Below are 16,447 nucleotides of genomic sequence, written 5' to 3'. Positions count from 1 at the left end.
ATCATGCGCGTGTTGCTCGCGGTTCATCACTTCCCTCCCAAATATAGCGCCGGCGCTGAGCTGTACACGATGCGGCTGGCGCACGAGCTGTTGCGGCGTGGTCACGAGGCCGAAGTGGTCTGTGTCGAGACGCTCGCGGCCACCCAACCCTTCGGGGTGCAGGCTGAACTTGATCGCTACGAAGGGATTACGGTGTGGCGTTTACACCTTGGTCTGCGCGATGCACCAGCCAACTGGAGCTATGCCAACCCAGCGATCGAGGCGTGGCTGCGCGAACGGATGCGCGTCTGGCAGCCGGAAGTTATGCACCTGCACAGCGGCTATCTCATTGGCGCTGGCGCGATCACGGCAGCGCATGCGCTGGGCATCCCTACCGTCGTAACGCTCCACGACTACTGGTTTCTCTGCCCGCGTATCACCCTGCTGCGCGGCGATGGTTCGCTCTGCCGGCAACCGCCGGACGATCCTGCCGAGTGCGCGTGGTGTTTGCAACTCGACCGGCGCCGTTACCGCTTGCCGGAACAGATCAGCGGTGGCTGGGCCGGGAGGGCATGGATCAGGCTGGCCGGCAATGATGGCCGGGATGAGCAACAGGCCCGGCGTGAGACATTGCGAGCAGCGTTGGCGCAAGCTGATCTCATCATATCGCCATCGCATTTTTTAGCCGGCTTGTTCGGCGCGCAACTGCCGCAAATTCAAGTGATACGCCTCGGCATCGCTCGCGAACGATTGCGCAATATCCTGCCTATCCGCTCCGGATCGATCCTACGGCTCGGCTATATTGGCCAAATCGCACCGCATAAAGGCGTGCATGTGCTGATTACGGCCCTGAAAAGCCTACCCCACAGTGATGTGACCGCTGAATTGGCCATCTTCGGCAATACTGAGCAACACCCGGCGTATACCCGCTATCTGCGCCGGCTGATCGGCGATAACCCGCACATCCATCTGGCGGGCAAGTTTAGTCACGACCAATTGCCAACCGTCTTAAGTAGAGTTGATGCGGTGGTCGTGCCATCGATCTGGTACGAGAACAGTCCGCTCAGCATTATGGAAGCGCACGCCGCCGGACGACCGGTGATTACGTCGCGCTTAGGCGGGATGGCCGAACTGGTGCGCGATGGCGTTGATGGTTTGCACTTCACGCCGAACGATAGCCGCGATCTGGCCCGCCAACTACAGCGGTTGCGGACGGAAAAGGGCTTGTTAGAGCGATTGCGAGATGGTATCAAACCACCGCCATCGATTGACGACGAAATGCAGACGTTGTTGAGCCATTACACCGCGCTGATCGAGCGGCGCGGCGCCGTGCGAGGAAGGGTCTGATGAAGCCGCGCATCGCCATTGTTGTGCTGACCTACAACGGCATCGCCGACACCTTGGCCTGCCTCGCTTCGCTCTACCGGCTGGAGTATCCATCTGCCCGGTACGAGGTCGTGGTGGTCGATAATGGGTCACGCGATGGCACCCCGGCGCAGGTACGCAGTGCGTTCCCCCAAGCGATCGTGATCGAGAATGGGGCAAACCTTGGCTTTGCCGCCGGCAACAACGTTGGCTTACGCTACGCGCAAGCGCAGGGGTACGACTACGCACTGTTGCTCAACAACGATACCGAAGTAGCGCCAGATCTGCTCGAACGGCTGGTGGCCACCGCCGAGGCTGACCCTACGATCGCCGCCGTGGGGCCGATCATCTACTACCACGATGCGCCCCAACGGGTCTGGTCGGCAGGTGGCAGCATCGACTGGCGGCGCGGCATTTGCCGCATGGCCGGCGAAACGGAGGATCACGGCCAGTATCCGGCCCGCGTGGTTGATTTCATCACCGGCTGCGCGATGTTGATCCGGGTGGCGGCGCTGGGGAAGGTTGGCCTGCTCGACGAACGCTTCTTTATGTACTTTGAAGAGACCGAATGGTGTGTGCGGGCCAAGCGGGCCGGGTACTCTTGCTACTTTACCCCGGCAGCCAAGGTCTGGCATAAGATCCCGCTCAACGCCCGCTTTGACCGTGAATATCTCGCCTACTATATGACGCGCAACCGGCTGCTCTTCTTGCGGGCCACGCGGGCCAACTGGCGCACATGGCTCGATGCGCTCGTTCTGCAAGACCTGCGTACGTACCTCAGTTTGTGGCTGCGTCCCAAGTGGCGGACACGCAAAGGCCGGATCGGGATGGGGTTGGGGTGGTTCGATTTCTGGCGGGGACGGTTTGGGCCGGCGCCGGGTGTAGTAATGGGAAGATAGGTATCGTTGGCCGAGAGGCGGGGAACAGGACACGGATTGGCGCGGGGGCGACGGATTGGCACGGTCTAAGTAAGACACGGATTGGTGTGAATGAAAGCCGGTAGATATGGAGCAGCCAACACGCAAACAAACCTTACGGATTGGAATTGACGCCCGCTACCTCTCGCATGGGTTAGTCGGCGGCATTCACACCTATCTCAAGCATCTGTTGCCGGCACTGTTTGTTGCCGGCAGCAATGAGCAATTTGTGTTGTACGCCGACCGCAAAGCGCCGTTTGAGCTAAGCGATCTGCCGGCCAATGTGACGATCCGTACCTTGCCATACCGCAACGCCCTATCGAGTATCGAGAATGACATGGTTGGTCTACGCCGCGCAATGGCTACCGACCAGATCGATGTTGCTCACTTTCCGGCCAACTATGGGTTTGGACCGCGTCACGCTGTCACCATCATTACCCTGCACGATGCAATTAACGTCATGCCGTGGCATGAGATTATTGCCGGTCACAACAAAGACCCGCGTTCAATCACGATGATGACGTATCTTCATCTGATGACACGGCGTGCAGTGAGCCGATCGCACGGCTTGTTGACCGTTTCGCAGCATGCGAAACGCGATATTCTACGTTATTGCCGGTATGATGCCGATGCGATCAGCGTTATTCCGCATGGTCCCCCACCCGATGTCCGCCGGATTACCGATGAGCAGGTCTTAGCTGAAGTGCGGGAACGGTATGGACTGACACGCCCATTTGTACTGGCCGATGGGTTAAAAAACCCGGCAGTACTTGCACGCGCATGGCCACTCTTGCCGGAATCGCTGCGGCAGCGGTATGAAATTGTCTTTTTCGCTCGCCGTGAACCGTGGCCGGCCGTGCGCGAGGCGGTAGCGGCGGGGTATGCTCGTCTGCTCTTGCGCCCGCCACGGCATGATCTCATCGCGCTATTTAGTATGGCAGCAGCGTTTGTGTTTCCATCATGGTTTGAGGGGTTTGGGATCCCGATCCTTGAAGCGATGATCTGCGGTGCGCCAGTGATTGCGTCTGATCGCGGCGCTATCCCGGAAGTCGTAGGCGATGCCGGTCTGATCGGTGACGCGGAAGATGAACAAGCCTTGGCCCGTCATCTCACAACAGTGCTGAGCGACCCTATTGCAGTCGAACGGCTACGGCAAGCAGGTTGGCAGCGCGCGCAACAATTTTCATGGCAGCGGGCCGCACAGCAGACGCTCGCGGCCTACTACGCTGCGATTGAGCGACACAAACAAACGATGGCATCGATTGAATCACACTAGACTACAGGACTACCGCCATGCGCATCCTCATCCTCTCAACGTGGTGGCCTGAACCCGACGACAACGGCTCGCGCTTACGAGCAATGGCGATTCTGCGCGGCTTAGCGGCCCGGCACGAACTACACCTGCTGGCCTTCAGCCAAGGGCCGGCTACGGCGGTGCAAGCCAGCGAGATCAGCCGGCTCTGCCGCACGTGGCAAGCCTTTGAGCGGCCCGATCGGCCACTGACCTTGAGCGACCGGCTAGGCAGCATCACCAGCTCGAAGCCGGCGTCGGTGCGGGTGCGCTGGAGCAACGCCTTTGCCGAAGCAGTAGTGGCGGCGGCCACCCGCTGGAAACCGGATGTGGTGCTTGCAATGCAGATTGATGTCGCCGCGTATGCCTGCCTCGTGCGCGATACGCCACTGGTATTGGAGGAATTGGAGCTCGCTTCCATCCTCGAAGATTATCGCCACCAATCCGGCTTACGCCGGTTGCGAAGCCTGCTGACGGCTACTCAGCATCGCCGCTACATATCAACAATCTTGCCGGCATTTGCGGCTGTTACTACCGTTTCCGAACGGGAAGCGGAACTTGCTCGCCAGATCGCTGGTTCCCCTCCCCCGGTGATTACGGTCATTCCCAACGGGGTTGATAGCGCCGCTTGCGCCGCTTACGGCTACCGGCCCGAACCCGATACACTGATCTACCCCGGTGCGCTCTCGTACAGCGCCAATTTCGACGCCGTCGATTACTTCCTGCGCACTATCTGGCCATTGATCCGTGCCCGCCATCCGCAAGCACGCTTCCGCATCACCGGGAGAGTCACCGATGAACAACGCGCAGCGCTGCCAGACGTGCCGGGGGTTGAGTATACCGGCTACGTAGACGACATTCGTGACGTGATTGCGCGCCACGCGGTGGAAGTAACGCCGATTCGAGAGGGTGGCGGTACGCGGCTGAAGATCCTCGAAGCGCTCGCGTTAGGGGTGCCAGTGGTCAGCACCAGCAAAGGGGCAGAAGGGCTAGAGCTGATTGACGGCAAACACTTGCTGTTGGCCGATACACCGATGGATTTTGCCCGCGCTACCAGCCGTTTGCTCACCGACCCGCCACTCGCTCGCCGGCTCGGTGAAGCCGGACGGCACGCGGTGGCCGCGCGCTACGACTGGCGCGTGATTGTGCCACGCTTAAACGACGTACTGGAAGAAGTTGCCCAACCAAGGAAGCTCCGCTATGACATGGCCCGCGCCTGATGTAAGCATTATTATTGTCAACTGGAACACCCGCCAACTCCTGCTCGATTGTCTAGCGGCGCTACCGGCGGCTACCGCCGGCATCGAGACCGAGGTCTGGGTGGTTGACAACGGCTCGCGCGACGGCAGCGTCGCGGCGGTGGCCGCGGCCTTTCCCGATGTCTTCATCATTGCCAACCCTGACAACCGCGGTTTTGCCACTGCCAACAATCAAGCTATCCGGGCCAGCAGCGGGCGATACGTCTTCCTGCTCAACAGCGACACCATTGCCCAACCTGAATCGATCACCCGGCTGGTGCGCTTCCTCGACGCGCACCCCGAAGTTGGCGTCGTTGGGCCGCAATTACTCAACGCTGATGGCTCGTTGCAGCCGTCATGGGCAATGTTCCCTAACCTGCTGACCGAACTGACCGGCAAAAAGATCCGGTGGCGGCGGCGGTACCCAACCAAAGACGGCACAACAGCATACGCAACCGACTGGCTCGATGGCGCGGCTATGCTCCTGCGGCGCGAGGTCGTGAAACAAGTCGGCTTGCTGGATGAAGCCTACTTTATGTATACTGAGGAGGTAGACTGGTGCTACCGGATCAAGCGGGCCGGCTGGCAGATCTGCTACCTGCCTTCATCCTCGATCATCCATTTCGGCGGCCAGAGCAGCAAACAAGCGGTCACGCGCATGAAGGCTGAGCTATACTTCAGCAAACTGCGCTTCTTCGCCAAGCACTACGGCCAAGCTGCGGCCTTGCTGTTAGGGATAGGATTGCAAATCATCTTTTTTGGCAAGGTCACGATTGGCAGCCTCTTGGTAGCTGCCGGCGGCGGTCACCATCCCACCGGCGAGCAATTTGTGCGCGATGGCGGCCTGCTGTGGGCAGCGATTGGACGGCGGGTACAGCAACCGGTAGCGCCGGAGCGGTTTTAAGGATAGCAAGGTCATGTATTAGCCCCCACCCCAGCCCTCCCCCGCTGGAGGAGGGAGTAAAACCGCCCCCGTTGGGTTCAAGGGCGGCCAGAACATCCGATCGGGCACCCGGCCCTGAAGGGCCGGGCTAGGGGTACGAAGCCCGCTGCGCGAGCTGCTGGCCCTCACCCGCACTAGCGCGGGTTCAGGGGCGGACAGAACATCTGTCTGGTACCCGGCCCTGAAGGGCCGGGCTAGGATTACGAAGCCCGCTGCGCGGGCTGCTGGCCCTCACCCCCAGTCCCTCTCCCACTGGCGCGGGAGAGGGGAGTGGAGAGGCGAGCGTTGAGGCATCGCACAGTGAGCAACAGTTGTACGCAACCAAATTTCTGTCTCCCTCAACCCGCTGGGGGAGGTTTGACACCCTCCCCCGCTGGGTTCAAGGGCGGCCAGAACATCCGATCGGGCACCCGGCCCTGAAGGGCCGGGCTAGGAGTACGAAGCCCGCTGCGCGGGCTGCTGGCCCTCACCCCCACTAGCGCGGGTTCAGGGGCGGACAGAACATCTGTCTGGTACCCGGCCCTGAAGGGCCGGGCTAGGATTACGAAGCCCGCTGCGCGGGCTGCTGGCCCTCACCCCCAGTCCCTCTCCCACTGGCGCGGGAGAGGGGAGTGGAGAGGCGAGCGTTGAGGCATCGCACAGCGATCGCACGCAAGAACGATAGGTAAACTCAGGTAGTAACGGCTATGCTTTCTTTTCTGCGCCACATCGAAACCCCGCCTTGGCTCGAACGCCTGCCGCGCCCGTTGATCATCGGCGGCGTGGTGGGCGGGTTGGCGCTGTACAGCCTCGCCATCGGCGCGATGTTCGGCACCGATCGGCAACTGATCGGGTTGGCGCTGCTAGCGTTGCCGCTTGGACTGATCGGCTTCACCTTGCTCCTCTACCGGTTTGAGTGGTTTGTGTTGATCTTACCGCTCACCGGCCTCGCTATGCGGCCAATCGCTGTGCCGGCAGGCAACGGCAGTGAGCTGCCGATCAGCATGTTGCTGACGCTAGCCCTCAGCGGGATCTGGATCTTAGCCATGCTCAAACGGCGGACGTGGCAACTCGTACCGTCGCCGCTCAACAAACCGTTGCTGGCATTCATGTTTATCTGCATCTTCTCAGTACCTTGGGGCATCTTGTGGGCCGACCCCATTCTCAACTGGCGGGTTATGGGCAACTTTCGCTTTGCCCAGATTGCGTCATTGTTATCCTTTCTTGGTCTCTTGAGCATACCGCTCTTAGTTGGGCGGTTTATCCAGCATGAATGGCAGATCAAAGCCTATTTGGGCATGTTTATTATCTGCGGCGGCTTGATGACCATCGCCCAAACGTTCAACATCAATCACGTCTTCCTCACCGACGCTGGATTGTGGGGACTATGGTTTAGTTTATCGCTCGCCGGGATAATCTATTTGCAGCCAAACGTGCATTGGGGATGGCGATTGGCCGGCAGCGCCTTCTTAGTCTGGCACCTCTGGCTGGCAGCAGTGCGTAATTCGCTCTGGATTTCAGGTTGGTTGCCGGCAATTGTGGGCTTGTTAGCGATGGCCTTCTTCGCCTCGCGCCGTGTCTTCTTTATTTTGACAGTGATTGTTGTCTTGAACCTAGCAATCGGACCGGGACGTGTCTACATCGATCAGGTAGTCAATGACAACATCGAAGAAGGAGGATTAGGACGCCTAGAAATCTGGCAACGCAACCTGTGGGTTGCGCAGCAGCATTGGTTGTTCGGTACCGGCGTCGCTGGCTATGCGCCCTATAATATGACCTACTTCCGCGAAGATGCGCGCTCGACCCACAACAATTACTTCGACATTTTGGCGCAATTTGGCGTGGTCGGCTTCGGCATCTGGATCTGGTTCGCCATCACCAGCCTCTGGTACGGTTGGCGCACGATTCAACTCGCACCGCCGGGCATCTTGCGCACGACCGCGATTGTGGCCACCTCCGGCTGGATTGCCGCCCAATCCTCAATGATGCTGGGAGACTGGATACTCCCATTCCTCTACAACCAAACGGTAGCTGGCTATAAATATACGATGTATAGCTGGGTATTTGTAGGGTTGTTGATCAGCGTTCACCAATTAGCGCAGAGGGATCAGGCACGATGAAGGCACGACTGGTTTTGCTCGTTGCGATGTGCTCAATCCTGTTCATAGCCAGCGCGCAAACTTCTACCTACGGGCAAGGATTATGGTCAACTCCAATTGAAATCTCGCCGCTGCAATACGGCCAAGTGCCGCTCGAACAGCTCGAACGCCGCTATGGATGGTCGTGGCTGCCTGATATGACCCTCGGCCCCGATGGCAGCGTTCATGTAGTCTGGTACGGCGGCTTGATCGTTGACCAACGGGAAGGCGGCACGATTGACTTGCTGATGTACTGGCGCCGTAATGCTGACGGCACATGGGAACCAGCCCGTGAACTGATTGCACCGGGAACCGGTGGTTATACGGTACGAACCGCGATCGCCCTCGGACGTGATGGCAATCTCCACCTGCTCTACCGGGCCGGCACCGGCATTATCTATACTCACGCCAACTGGAACGACGCTCGCAAACCGCAAGCGTGGTCTGAGGGGCGAATAATCAGTGACACCGGCTACTACCTCGCGCTAGCAGCCGATCAGACCGGCGGCCTCCACGCCTTTTGGAGCGATGTTGTCACTGACAACACAAACCCACGCTGCTTTGGGTGCGGTGAACTCTTTTACCGTCGCTCAACCGATAATGGCGCCACTTGGTCGCCAGTGGTAAATCTCTCGCAGAGTGACGATGGCGAAAACCGGCCACAGGTGCGCCTCGATGCCTTTAACCGGATTCATATTGTCTGGGATGAAGGAGCCGACTGGTACGCCGGGCAGGGCCAACCGCACTATGGCGTCTACCGCCGATCAGACGACGGCGGCGTCACATGGACGGATCCGGTCAAATTCAGGTTGCCTCCCGCCGCGGTGCAGGCTATCCGCCAGCAGCTAGGCAACGAACTGCGCACCAATGGCGAATCGAATGGGCCGCCGCTTGAAGCAGTGCAACAAACAGCCATTGCCGTCGATTCAGCCGGGAATCCATCAGTCGTCTATCGCGGCGTACGCAACGATCGGGTGTACTTCCAACGATCGCTGGACGGCGGCAATACATGGCTGCCGGCAACCGAGATTCCCTACGTGCGCGCTCGTAACATCAATGACAACAACCTTGACTATTACAGTATAGCAACCGATAGCGCCGATAATGTCCATTTGCTGATGGTTGGATTTACGGGAGTAGCCAACATCGACAATCCACCGGCGCTGATCCACATGACGTTTGACGGCACGCGCTGGCTCCCGCCGCGGATTATCATGCAAAACGAACTGTATCCAGAATTGCCGCGGTTGGTCATCTACAACGGCAACCAACTCCATGCTGTTTGGTTTACCCGGTCGCAATTGTTTGAGAGCAACCGGGATAACGAGCGACCAATCCACCAAATCTGGTACAGCACGGCCCAACTCAATCTGCCGGCCCGGCCCGGCTTACCGCTCTTTACCCCCACCCCACTCCCAGCCACCCCAACCGCAGCAGCCGGCATTGCCATTGCGCCCGTCGCCACCCCGATAGCGTTACCGGACGAAGCACGCAATGCGCCGGCTTTGCAAGAGCCGATGCACTGGGAGTTGAAGGGATTACAGGCGATAGGGATAGCATTAGCACTGACTATGACCGGCATCGGCATCATTGGCGGCCTAATTATGATTGTGCGATCACGCCAGTAAGAAGCGCGCAGGAGAACTAGCATGGCTATTACCCAACCAAACCCGTTAACTGCCACAGGCCAGCAAACCCAACGGCGGTGGCTGATCGATACCGCTGAATGGCGCTTCTACGGGATCGTCATGTTAGGTCTGATGATCGTAATCTGGGCGCCGATTGTGTTTGCCTTTGTGACAGCGCCGCCCGATCGCCAATTTATGGGGGTAGTTGACGGCATCGCCGACCATAACCAATACTTCGCGTGGATGCGCAGCTTTACGCAGGCCGATCTCGCTGCGAACCGGCTGACACCGGAAGCAAACGAACCAGCGTTTTTCAACTTGCTGTGGTGGGTCACGGCTCGATTTAGCGTCATCACCGGCGTATCATACATCACAGCTTACACCATCTTGCGTCTAGTGGCGATCCTGTCACTCTTGGGCAGCTTGCTCATCTTTTTGCAGCTCATGGTGGATCAACCGCGCCAACGCCAGATCGCCTTCTGGCTGATCTGCACCAGCAGCGGCCTCGGCGTGATCTGGGTCGTCGTCAAATATATCGCCAACTTGCCAGACGCACCATTCCCCATCAGCATCTACACCGTGGAACCAAACACGCTGATGATCATGCAAGCCTTTCCACACTTCACGATGGCACTAGCCTTGATCATCGCGATTTTCAGCCTGATGTGGCTGGGGTGGCGCAAGCAACAGTTGCGCTACGCCGTCGCCGCTGGGATCGTGGGGGCGCTGTTGGCGTTGCAACATGCCTATGATCTGCTCATTGTCTACAGCGCCTTGGGCCTATTTGGCCTGCTGATCTGGTGGCGCGACCGGCGCTTCCCCAGCCTGCTCTTCCGGCAAGGGGTGATACTGGCGGTCTTTTCGGCGCCGGGGGCGCTCTATTTGGCCTACATGGTCGCCAACGAACCGACGTGGGGGCGCAAGCTGGAACAATTTGACAATGCTGGCGTGTTTACCCCCAACCCTGCATTGCTGGTGATATTGCTCGGCGTGCCGCTCTTGCTGGCCCTTGCCGGTCTCCGCTGGCGTATGTTTCGCAGCACCGACGATCGCGACATCTTGATTGCATCGTGGTTCGTGGTTCACTTTCTCTTGATGTACCTGCCGCTCAAGTTCCAAATTCACATGCTGCTTGGCTTGCAAGTGCCGATGGTATTGCTCGCCACCCGGTTCATCGACGAACAGCTTATCCCGGCGTTGCGCCGGCGAGGCCGGTATGCGCTGGCGCTTGGGCTCGCCGCCGTCTTTGGCTTGAGCATCGTGACTAGCGTGTACATCCAAGGCTGGCGCTTCGTCTACCTCTCCCGCTACGAACAACCGCACTACCTAACCAACGATGAAATCGCCGCCCTGCAATGGCTGCAAGAACATACGACCAGCACTGATGTGGTACTGGCGGATATCGAATTTGGCCAGTTTGTGCCGGTATGGAGCGATGCGCGGGCATATATTGCCCACTGGGCAGGGACACTTGACTTCTTCACCAAACGAGAGAATGCGCGGATAGTGCTGGATCCAACGACGCCAGCCAGCCAACGCCGGCGCCTGTTGGATGAGTTTAGTGTTTCGTATGTGGTGATGCGCGATCGCGACGGAGCGCGAGCCGAGCTCAGTCAGCAAGGAGCCGCTGAATTAGAGATCGTATATGAAAATGCGACGGTCTCGGTGTATCGGGTACGCAAGGAGGAATGAAAAATTATGGCCCCCGTTGCGAACGTACCCGGTATAAACAGTATTCGCCAGTAGCAAATACTATGTCATAGTCACGCATTAATTCGGCTGGCGATACCATCTCCGTTACTCTATTCTCGGATCCATCAAGGATATACATTGCATTTAAATCATGCATGGTACGAAAATTTGATACTTGGAACGAACGGCGCGTCTGAGCAGCAATTTTTGCATTGTAATACTCGTCAGGGATTGGCACGAAGAGATGCTTCCCATAAAAATGAACCTCCCACTGCCCGGAAACAATCCGATCATTGGGTGGAATATAGGTATCAATGTACAAGGCCATAATACGCGCCGTATCATCAGCCGGCTCAAACAAACGACGAATGGTGTTCTGAAACGGCCACATAATCATGAACCCAAAGAGGAGAGCGATAAACATGATACTGGCAGCCTGATGAACGAAATGTTGCGTCGCCATCCAACGCTGAATCCACTTCCATAGATCTGCCAAAGCAACTGCCAGCAGCATGCTGCTCAAGGCCCAAATGGGATACGCATACCGAGGCCAGCCAATTGAGAAAAAGACATACCAGAACGACCAAACCAGCACAAACACTGGCACGATTAATCGCCCGGGTTTATCGCTCTGCTGGCGAAGAAATGCTACATACACGACAACTGGCAGCAACAACAAAACATCGTTATCCCGCAGAAATTTAATATTCTGCACACAGTTATGCAGCGATAACACCACAATCCGGCTCAACGACAGTTGCGCTAGATCGCTCTGCTGCCCGCTGATAGCCGCATGAACAGAGCTTGCATACGCTTGAAACAAACTCCAAGCAATGAATGCCATCAGGCACGCCAGCGATGGCCACAACACATCGCGAAATGAGAGCCGATCAACAGCGCGAACAACGCTTGCACCATAGAGTACAAGCAGCGCTATGATGATCATTGGCGCGATCAAATCTTTCGCTAGCACAGCTAGCGCAAACGCACCGCTGGCAAGAGCTAACGCCTCCCGTCTTCCAGCCAATGCCTGTGACCATTGCCAACATCCCAAAAGAAAGAGACCCAGTGCAGGCACCTCACCATACACCCACCGTCCCATCGTGACACTGTTTAACCATTCCGGGCCGCCAATCAGAAACAGCAGCGTGGCTAACAACGCAACACGATGACCATACCAATAGGTCGTATAGAGATAGGCAGCTCCGGCGCTTAAGATCAACAATGCCGCCATGAGTGAACGGGCCAGCAGCAGAGAAGGGCCAAACACCTGAAACAGCGCCATAATCGGCAATAAGACCACTGGGCCGGTCGAATCACGCCAATATGCTTGAAATCCTTCTTGAGTCAATATTGCCCAGCGTCCGTGTTGTACCACGTTTCTGATAAAATAGAGCCGAATTCCCTCATCAAGAGCCGTAAAGGCTGGATAACCGGCTAGATTATGGAAGGCAAGAAATAGCACTAATATACACAGTACGAGAAGCGGAATAGAGAGCCGCCTACGAGTACAAAGTGCGTCGTTCATACCCCCCTCCTTGCTGAACTCTGCACTCTAGTATATGTTGTAATCAAAGAAAACTATTTCATCAAACACTATTCTAAGTAAAAATAATATTTTATAAATATTTTGGATTATACCTATCAATTACTCTTCATTGATCATCGTACAAAAAGATTAACATGTCAAGCACTATATAAATAAAAAGAATATTAGAGATTATACAAGAAAATAATAATTCCAAGATCAAACAGGTACTATAGTACTAAATCAGTTATCCTGTCATTCAATTACAATAAAGGTGTTTCCAGCCTGCATCTCCACCCAATAAGCTTCATACGATCTAGCAGCCACTTCATACAAGGGGACGCCAATGCAAGCCTTGCTTCGCCTTGTTGCTGGTCTATGCCTCATCAGCATATTAGCCGCATGCGCATACACGCCAAGCATTGCGGTGATTTCGCCAACCAACCAAGAAATATCACCAACCCCTACAACCACTGGCAGCACCCTTTCGCAAACCATACCGCGCGCCTTTCTCCCTCTCATCATCGGCCCGCCGCCGCCATCACCGATAGGCTGGTACCAACTCGCCGGCAATCCCCAACGCACCAGTTACACCCCGGTCATCGTCCAAGGCCCGTACCGGTTTCGCTGGATTTGGAACGGACCAGCCGGTGGCGGCGACGCCGGCCCGGCCAGCGATCATCTGACCTTGCCAAAAGGGGTACAGCCGGTGATCGGCAACGGTCTGGTCTTTGTTGGCCATAGCGATGGGATTGTGCGCGCGCTGCGCACCAGCAACGGCACATTAGCGTGGAGCCGTTCGGTTGGCGGGCAGGTGCTCGGCACTGTCGCGTATCATCCCGGCCTGCGGCGCGTGTTTGTTGGTTCGACCAACGGGCGCATCTATAGCCTGAATGCCACTGACGGAACGATCATTGGTTCGTATGACGTGGGCGGCCCAATCGAGATGTCGCCGTTGTTGGTAGATGATGTTGTGTACGTAGGATCTATCACAAACAACAACCAAGATTGCGCCAACTATCGCGCAACGAGCGGCCAGTTCGTTGCACTCAATGCAGCCGATCTGACGCTGCGCTGGCAATACAACCCCGGCGCCGGCATCCTTGCCTCGCCAGCGTACACTGCCGCCAATGGCGGTATGGTGATCATTGCAGCCGAAGATAAAACGGTGCGCGCGCTGCGCGCGAGCAACGGTTCGCTCGTCTGGAGCCGGACGGTTAACGCAGGACGTGACCCACGGCGTAAGTGCGTTGCTTTCCCTGATACCTATCCGGCCATATCAGAGGTGAATGGCGTTGCGATGATCCGTTCCTACTTTATGTGGGATCTGACATGGGCGCCGCCAATCAGCCAAACCGATACGCTGGCCGAAATTCGCCAGTTCCTCACCCAGAATCCAACCTACCAGTCGTTCTTCGTGCTTGATCTTGCCAACGGCCAGCCACGTTACGTTGCGCCAGTCTTAGGGGGTGGCATCGGCAATGGCGGCGACTACTATTCAACCCCGCCGCAAGCGGTCATCCGGCGCTTGAGCGACGGGAGTGAGGTTGCCTATGTCACGTGGCGCAACAGCCAATCTTGTCTCTCGCCAAGCAATTGCGATAACCGAGAAGAAGGCGCGGTCGGCGAGATGAACATAAGTAATGGCGATATTCGCTTCATCGACGTCGATAAAAACGGCTGGCAATGGCGCATACCAGTCGATGAACTTGGCTCGATGACCATGGCCAGCGATGCCCTCTTCTACTCGCACTGGATGGGAATGGCTGCGGTCAAAATCACCGATCGGTCGCCCAGCCGCGGCAGCAGTGTAAGCAATCCGATTCTCACCAGTAAATTGATCGCTGTTTCCAATACCATCCGTCCGGGAACGTGCGATCAACGTGATAGCACCCAACACTATTGCCCAACCAGCCACTTCGCGAACGACGATAGTTATCAGCTTGGGCCGGGATTCTACATCTATTATGCTAGTCAAAACGTTTATGATCGGTTCTTCACTCCACCCGTCTTCGGCCCGGCCATCGATGAGAATGGCGTTGTCTATTGGAAGAGCGTTGATGGTGCGATTATTGCGTTGGAGCCGCAGAGCGCAACGGTTCCGTAGCGCTGCATGGTGGCTGATCGCACTGCTGATCGTTGCCGGCTGCGCCCCCACCGGCCTCCCAGAGGCGCGGCCTACTCCTAACCTCGACCCGATCAGCGCCGAGCGGCGCACAGTGTTGTTTACCGCCGATGATGGCGTAACCCTTGCCGGCGAGTTGACGCTGCCGCGCCAACCTGCTGTGCCACCCTTGGCGGTGATCATCCACCATTCCGGGCCGGTTGATCGCGACGCTTACGGCTATCTGGCCGAACTGCTGGTCGCGCGCGGCTATGCCGTCTTTCGGTTCGATAAACGCGGCACGGGTCAGAGCGGCGGCGCCTATGGCTGTTGTGAAGCGGCAGATGCGCTGGCCGCCTATCGCGCGGCTGTGGCCCAACCCGGCATCAACCAGCGGCGGGTGTTTATTGTGGCGCAGAGTATTGGCACGCGCTATGTCGCAGCCTCATTTGCTGAGTATGTCGCTGCGACGCCGCCATGCGGAGTGGCGCTGCTCTCAAATTTGCTCGGCCCGGATGAGATTGTCGCAATTGCCGCGCCAGTCCACGTCATTGTCGCCGATAGCGAGCCTGATCTGCAACGGATTGGCCCCGATGCCGTCGCCGCACACAACGCGCGCTGGCCTGACGGCGCGAGTCTCTATATTGCCGAAGGCGCCGAGCATACCCTCTTCGATATTCGTGATGGCCCGATCGACTGGAGCAACCCGAACTGGGTGCAACGCTATCATCGGGGGGCGATGGCAAGTTTGTTGGAGTGGCTGGATCAGACACCGTGCTGATCCTAGCTATCATGTTTAGCCCGGCGCGCACTAGCGGCTGGAATCAGCTTGGCGGCGATCCACAACGCACCGGATACGTCGAAGCCGCCTTACCCCACGGCGGGGCGCGCTGTATCAAGACTGGAGCATCCGCTGGATTTGGAATGGGATCCTGTTCCAATCACATTGGATGGCCCTCACCACACTACGGATGACCGACCACACGATTGGCGGCGACACGTTTACCAATCCAATTTCCACCACTGAATACCTGTTAATGACCAAGAGCTTTGCAAGGGCGCTGCCCAACTCGTAACAGCGTGCTGCGCTATTGCCCGGAAGACCATCAAGCGCCAGAGGACAGCTATCTGCTAGAACCGGGATTCTATTTGTACTATCACAACCGAAACGTCTCCGATCAATTCTGGCATCCCCCGGTGCGCGGCCCCATCTTCCATGATGGCGTGTTGTACTGGCGCAGGGTTGATGGCGCGATTGTAGCCTTAGCGCCGAATCAACCATGACCAAGCGCTTAACAATGACATAATCTTAACCAGAGTTTGGAAAAGATTCAAAAGCTGTTAAACTCCCTCCCTTACACTACATGCGTCACTCACGCAAGGGGAGGGGATCATCCGTGCAGTTAAAATATATCTCTCCGCAACTTGGCCGGATCGCTGGTTCGCTGGTAAGCACAATCGTGCTTCTTTGGCTGATCGGCAGTTTGGTTCCGCCTACCTCAGTTTCAGCTACGATTCCCAACCGGCAGCCGTGGGTACATCAACCGGGCACGTGTCCCGCGGCGCTCGAGGGGGCCGTGTTCGGCCTTGCCGGCGATAGCTGCGGTGGTAGCGGCACCGGCTTTGACACCACCCAAGTCTACGG

The 16,447-nt window shown here is 57.4% G+C and carries 12 protein-coding genes; 11 read left to right on the top strand and 1 reads right to left on the bottom strand.

Annotated elements, in window-relative coordinates; genetic code table 11:
* Nucleotides 1–3: 3 nt before the first annotated feature.
* The 8 genes from A6A03_RS01045 to A6A03_RS01010 all read left to right on the top strand — a co-directional run bounded on the left by A6A03_RS01045 (nt 4) and on the right by A6A03_RS01010 (nt 11,170).
* Nucleotides 4–1,326 carry a glycosyltransferase family 4 protein gene (locus tag A6A03_RS01045; protein WP_066782719.1) on the top strand — a complete coding sequence of 441 codons (1,323 nt, stop codon included), beginning with the start codon at nt 4–6 and terminating at the stop codon, nt 1,324–1,326.
* The gene (locus tag A6A03_RS01040) at nt 1,326–2,243 is read left to right on the top strand and encodes a glycosyltransferase family 2 protein (protein ID WP_066782716.1); all 918 of its coding nucleotides are present in this window, start codon (nt 1,326–1,328) and stop codon (nt 2,241–2,243) included. Before A6A03_RS01045 ends, A6A03_RS01040 begins: the two co-directional genes overlap by 1 nt.
* Nucleotides 2,244–2,349: 106 nt before the next feature.
* On the top strand, nt 2,350–3,537 hold the full coding sequence (locus A6A03_RS01035) for a glycosyltransferase family 4 protein (protein WP_066782715.1): 1,188 nt from the start codon (nt 2,350–2,352) through the stop codon (nt 3,535–3,537).
* Nucleotides 3,538–3,554: 17 nt separating this feature from the next.
* Nucleotides 3,555–4,772 carry a glycosyltransferase family 4 protein gene (locus A6A03_RS01030; RefSeq protein ID WP_066782714.1) on the top strand — a complete coding sequence of 406 codons (1,218 nt, stop codon included), beginning with the start codon at nt 3,555–3,557 and terminating at the stop codon, nt 4,770–4,772.
* A complete protein-coding gene (locus A6A03_RS01025; protein WP_066782713.1) occupies nt 4,753–5,694 on the top strand; it encodes a glycosyltransferase family 2 protein in 942 nt (313 codons plus the stop codon). The genes A6A03_RS01030 and A6A03_RS01025 overlap by 20 nt, the downstream gene beginning before the upstream one ends.
* Before the next feature lie 725 nt (nt 5,695–6,419).
* On the top strand, nt 6,420–7,832 hold the full coding sequence (locus A6A03_RS01020) for an O-antigen ligase family protein (protein ID WP_066782711.1): 1,413 nt from the start codon (nt 6,420–6,422) through the stop codon (nt 7,830–7,832).
* Complete coding sequence (locus A6A03_RS01015; protein ID WP_066782709.1) at nt 7,829–9,478, top strand: sialidase family protein; 1,650 nt, start codon at nt 7,829–7,831, stop codon at nt 9,476–9,478. Before A6A03_RS01020 ends, A6A03_RS01015 begins: the two co-directional genes overlap by 4 nt.
* 21 nt (nt 9,479–9,499) lie before the next feature.
* Nucleotides 9,500–11,170: a glycosyltransferase family protein gene (locus A6A03_RS01010; RefSeq protein WP_066782707.1), complete on the top strand. Its 1,671-nt coding sequence runs from the start codon at nt 9,500–9,502 to the stop codon at nt 11,168–11,170.
* Between the two features lie 4 nt (nt 11,171–11,174).
* Here A6A03_RS01010 and A6A03_RS01005 read toward each other — a convergent pair whose 3' ends face one another.
* On the bottom strand, nt 11,175–12,698 hold the full coding sequence (locus A6A03_RS01005; RefSeq protein ID WP_066782706.1) for an ArnT family glycosyltransferase: 1,524 nt from the start codon (nt 12,696–12,698) through the stop codon (nt 11,175–11,177).
* A 346-nt stretch (nt 12,699–13,044) separates the two neighbouring features.
* Between A6A03_RS01005 and A6A03_RS01000 the strand changes: the two genes are divergently transcribed.
* The 3 genes from A6A03_RS01000 to A6A03_RS20715 form a co-directional block, all read left to right on the top strand.
* Nucleotides 13,045–14,805, top strand: a complete 1,761-nt coding sequence (locus A6A03_RS01000; protein WP_066782705.1) for an outer membrane protein assembly factor BamB family protein — start codon at nt 13,045–13,047, stop codon at nt 14,803–14,805.
* On the top strand, nt 14,759–15,583 hold the full coding sequence (locus A6A03_RS00995) for an alpha/beta hydrolase (protein WP_066782704.1): 825 nt from the start codon (nt 14,759–14,761) through the stop codon (nt 15,581–15,583). Before A6A03_RS01000 ends, A6A03_RS00995 begins: the two co-directional genes overlap by 47 nt.
* Before the next feature lie 616 nt (nt 15,584–16,199).
* Nucleotides 16,200–16,447, top strand: a 248-nt coding sequence (locus A6A03_RS20715) for a hypothetical protein (RefSeq protein ID WP_216636335.1), incomplete at its 3' end; no start/stop codon positions are given.

The sequence above is a fragment of the Chloroflexus islandicus genome, from assembly GCF_001650695.1.
Taxonomy (GTDB): domain Bacteria; phylum Chloroflexota; class Chloroflexia; order Chloroflexales; family Chloroflexaceae; genus Chloroflexus; species Chloroflexus islandicus.
The sequence above is the reverse complement of the archived record's forward strand: the minus strand, read 5'-3'. Positions and strand labels throughout refer to the sequence as shown.

Bases quoted from the DNA above. Each gene is read 5' to 3' on its own strand.
- A6A03_RS01045 (WP_066782719.1), top strand. From the start codon at position 4: ATGCGCGTGTTGCTCGCGGTTCATCACTTCCCTCCCAAATATAGCGCC.
- A6A03_RS01040 (WP_066782716.1), top strand. From the start codon at position 1,326: ATGAAGCCGCGCATCGCCATTGTTGTGCTGACCTACAACGGCATCGCC.
- A6A03_RS01035 (WP_066782715.1), top strand. From the start codon at position 2,350: ATGGAGCAGCCAACACGCAAACAAACCTTACGGATTGGAATTGACGCC.
- A6A03_RS01030 (WP_066782714.1), top strand. From the start codon at position 3,555: ATGCGCATCCTCATCCTCTCAACGTGGTGGCCTGAACCCGACGACAAC.
- A6A03_RS01025 (WP_066782713.1), top strand. From the start codon at position 4,753: ATGACATGGCCCGCGCCTGATGTAAGCATTATTATTGTCAACTGGAAC.
- A6A03_RS01020 (WP_066782711.1), top strand. From the start codon at position 6,420: ATGCTTTCTTTTCTGCGCCACATCGAAACCCCGCCTTGGCTCGAACGC.
- A6A03_RS01015 (WP_066782709.1), top strand. From the start codon at position 7,829: ATGAAGGCACGACTGGTTTTGCTCGTTGCGATGTGCTCAATCCTGTTC.
- A6A03_RS01010 (WP_066782707.1), top strand. From the start codon at position 9,500: ATGGCTATTACCCAACCAAACCCGTTAACTGCCACAGGCCAGCAAACC.
- A6A03_RS01005 (WP_066782706.1), bottom strand. From the start codon at position 12,698: ATGAACGACGCACTTTGTACTCGTAGGCGGCTCTCTATTCCGCTTCTC.
- A6A03_RS01000 (WP_066782705.1), top strand. From the start codon at position 13,045: ATGCAAGCCTTGCTTCGCCTTGTTGCTGGTCTATGCCTCATCAGCATA.
- A6A03_RS00995 (WP_066782704.1), top strand. From the start codon at position 14,759: ATGGTGCGATTATTGCGTTGGAGCCGCAGAGCGCAACGGTTCCGTAGC.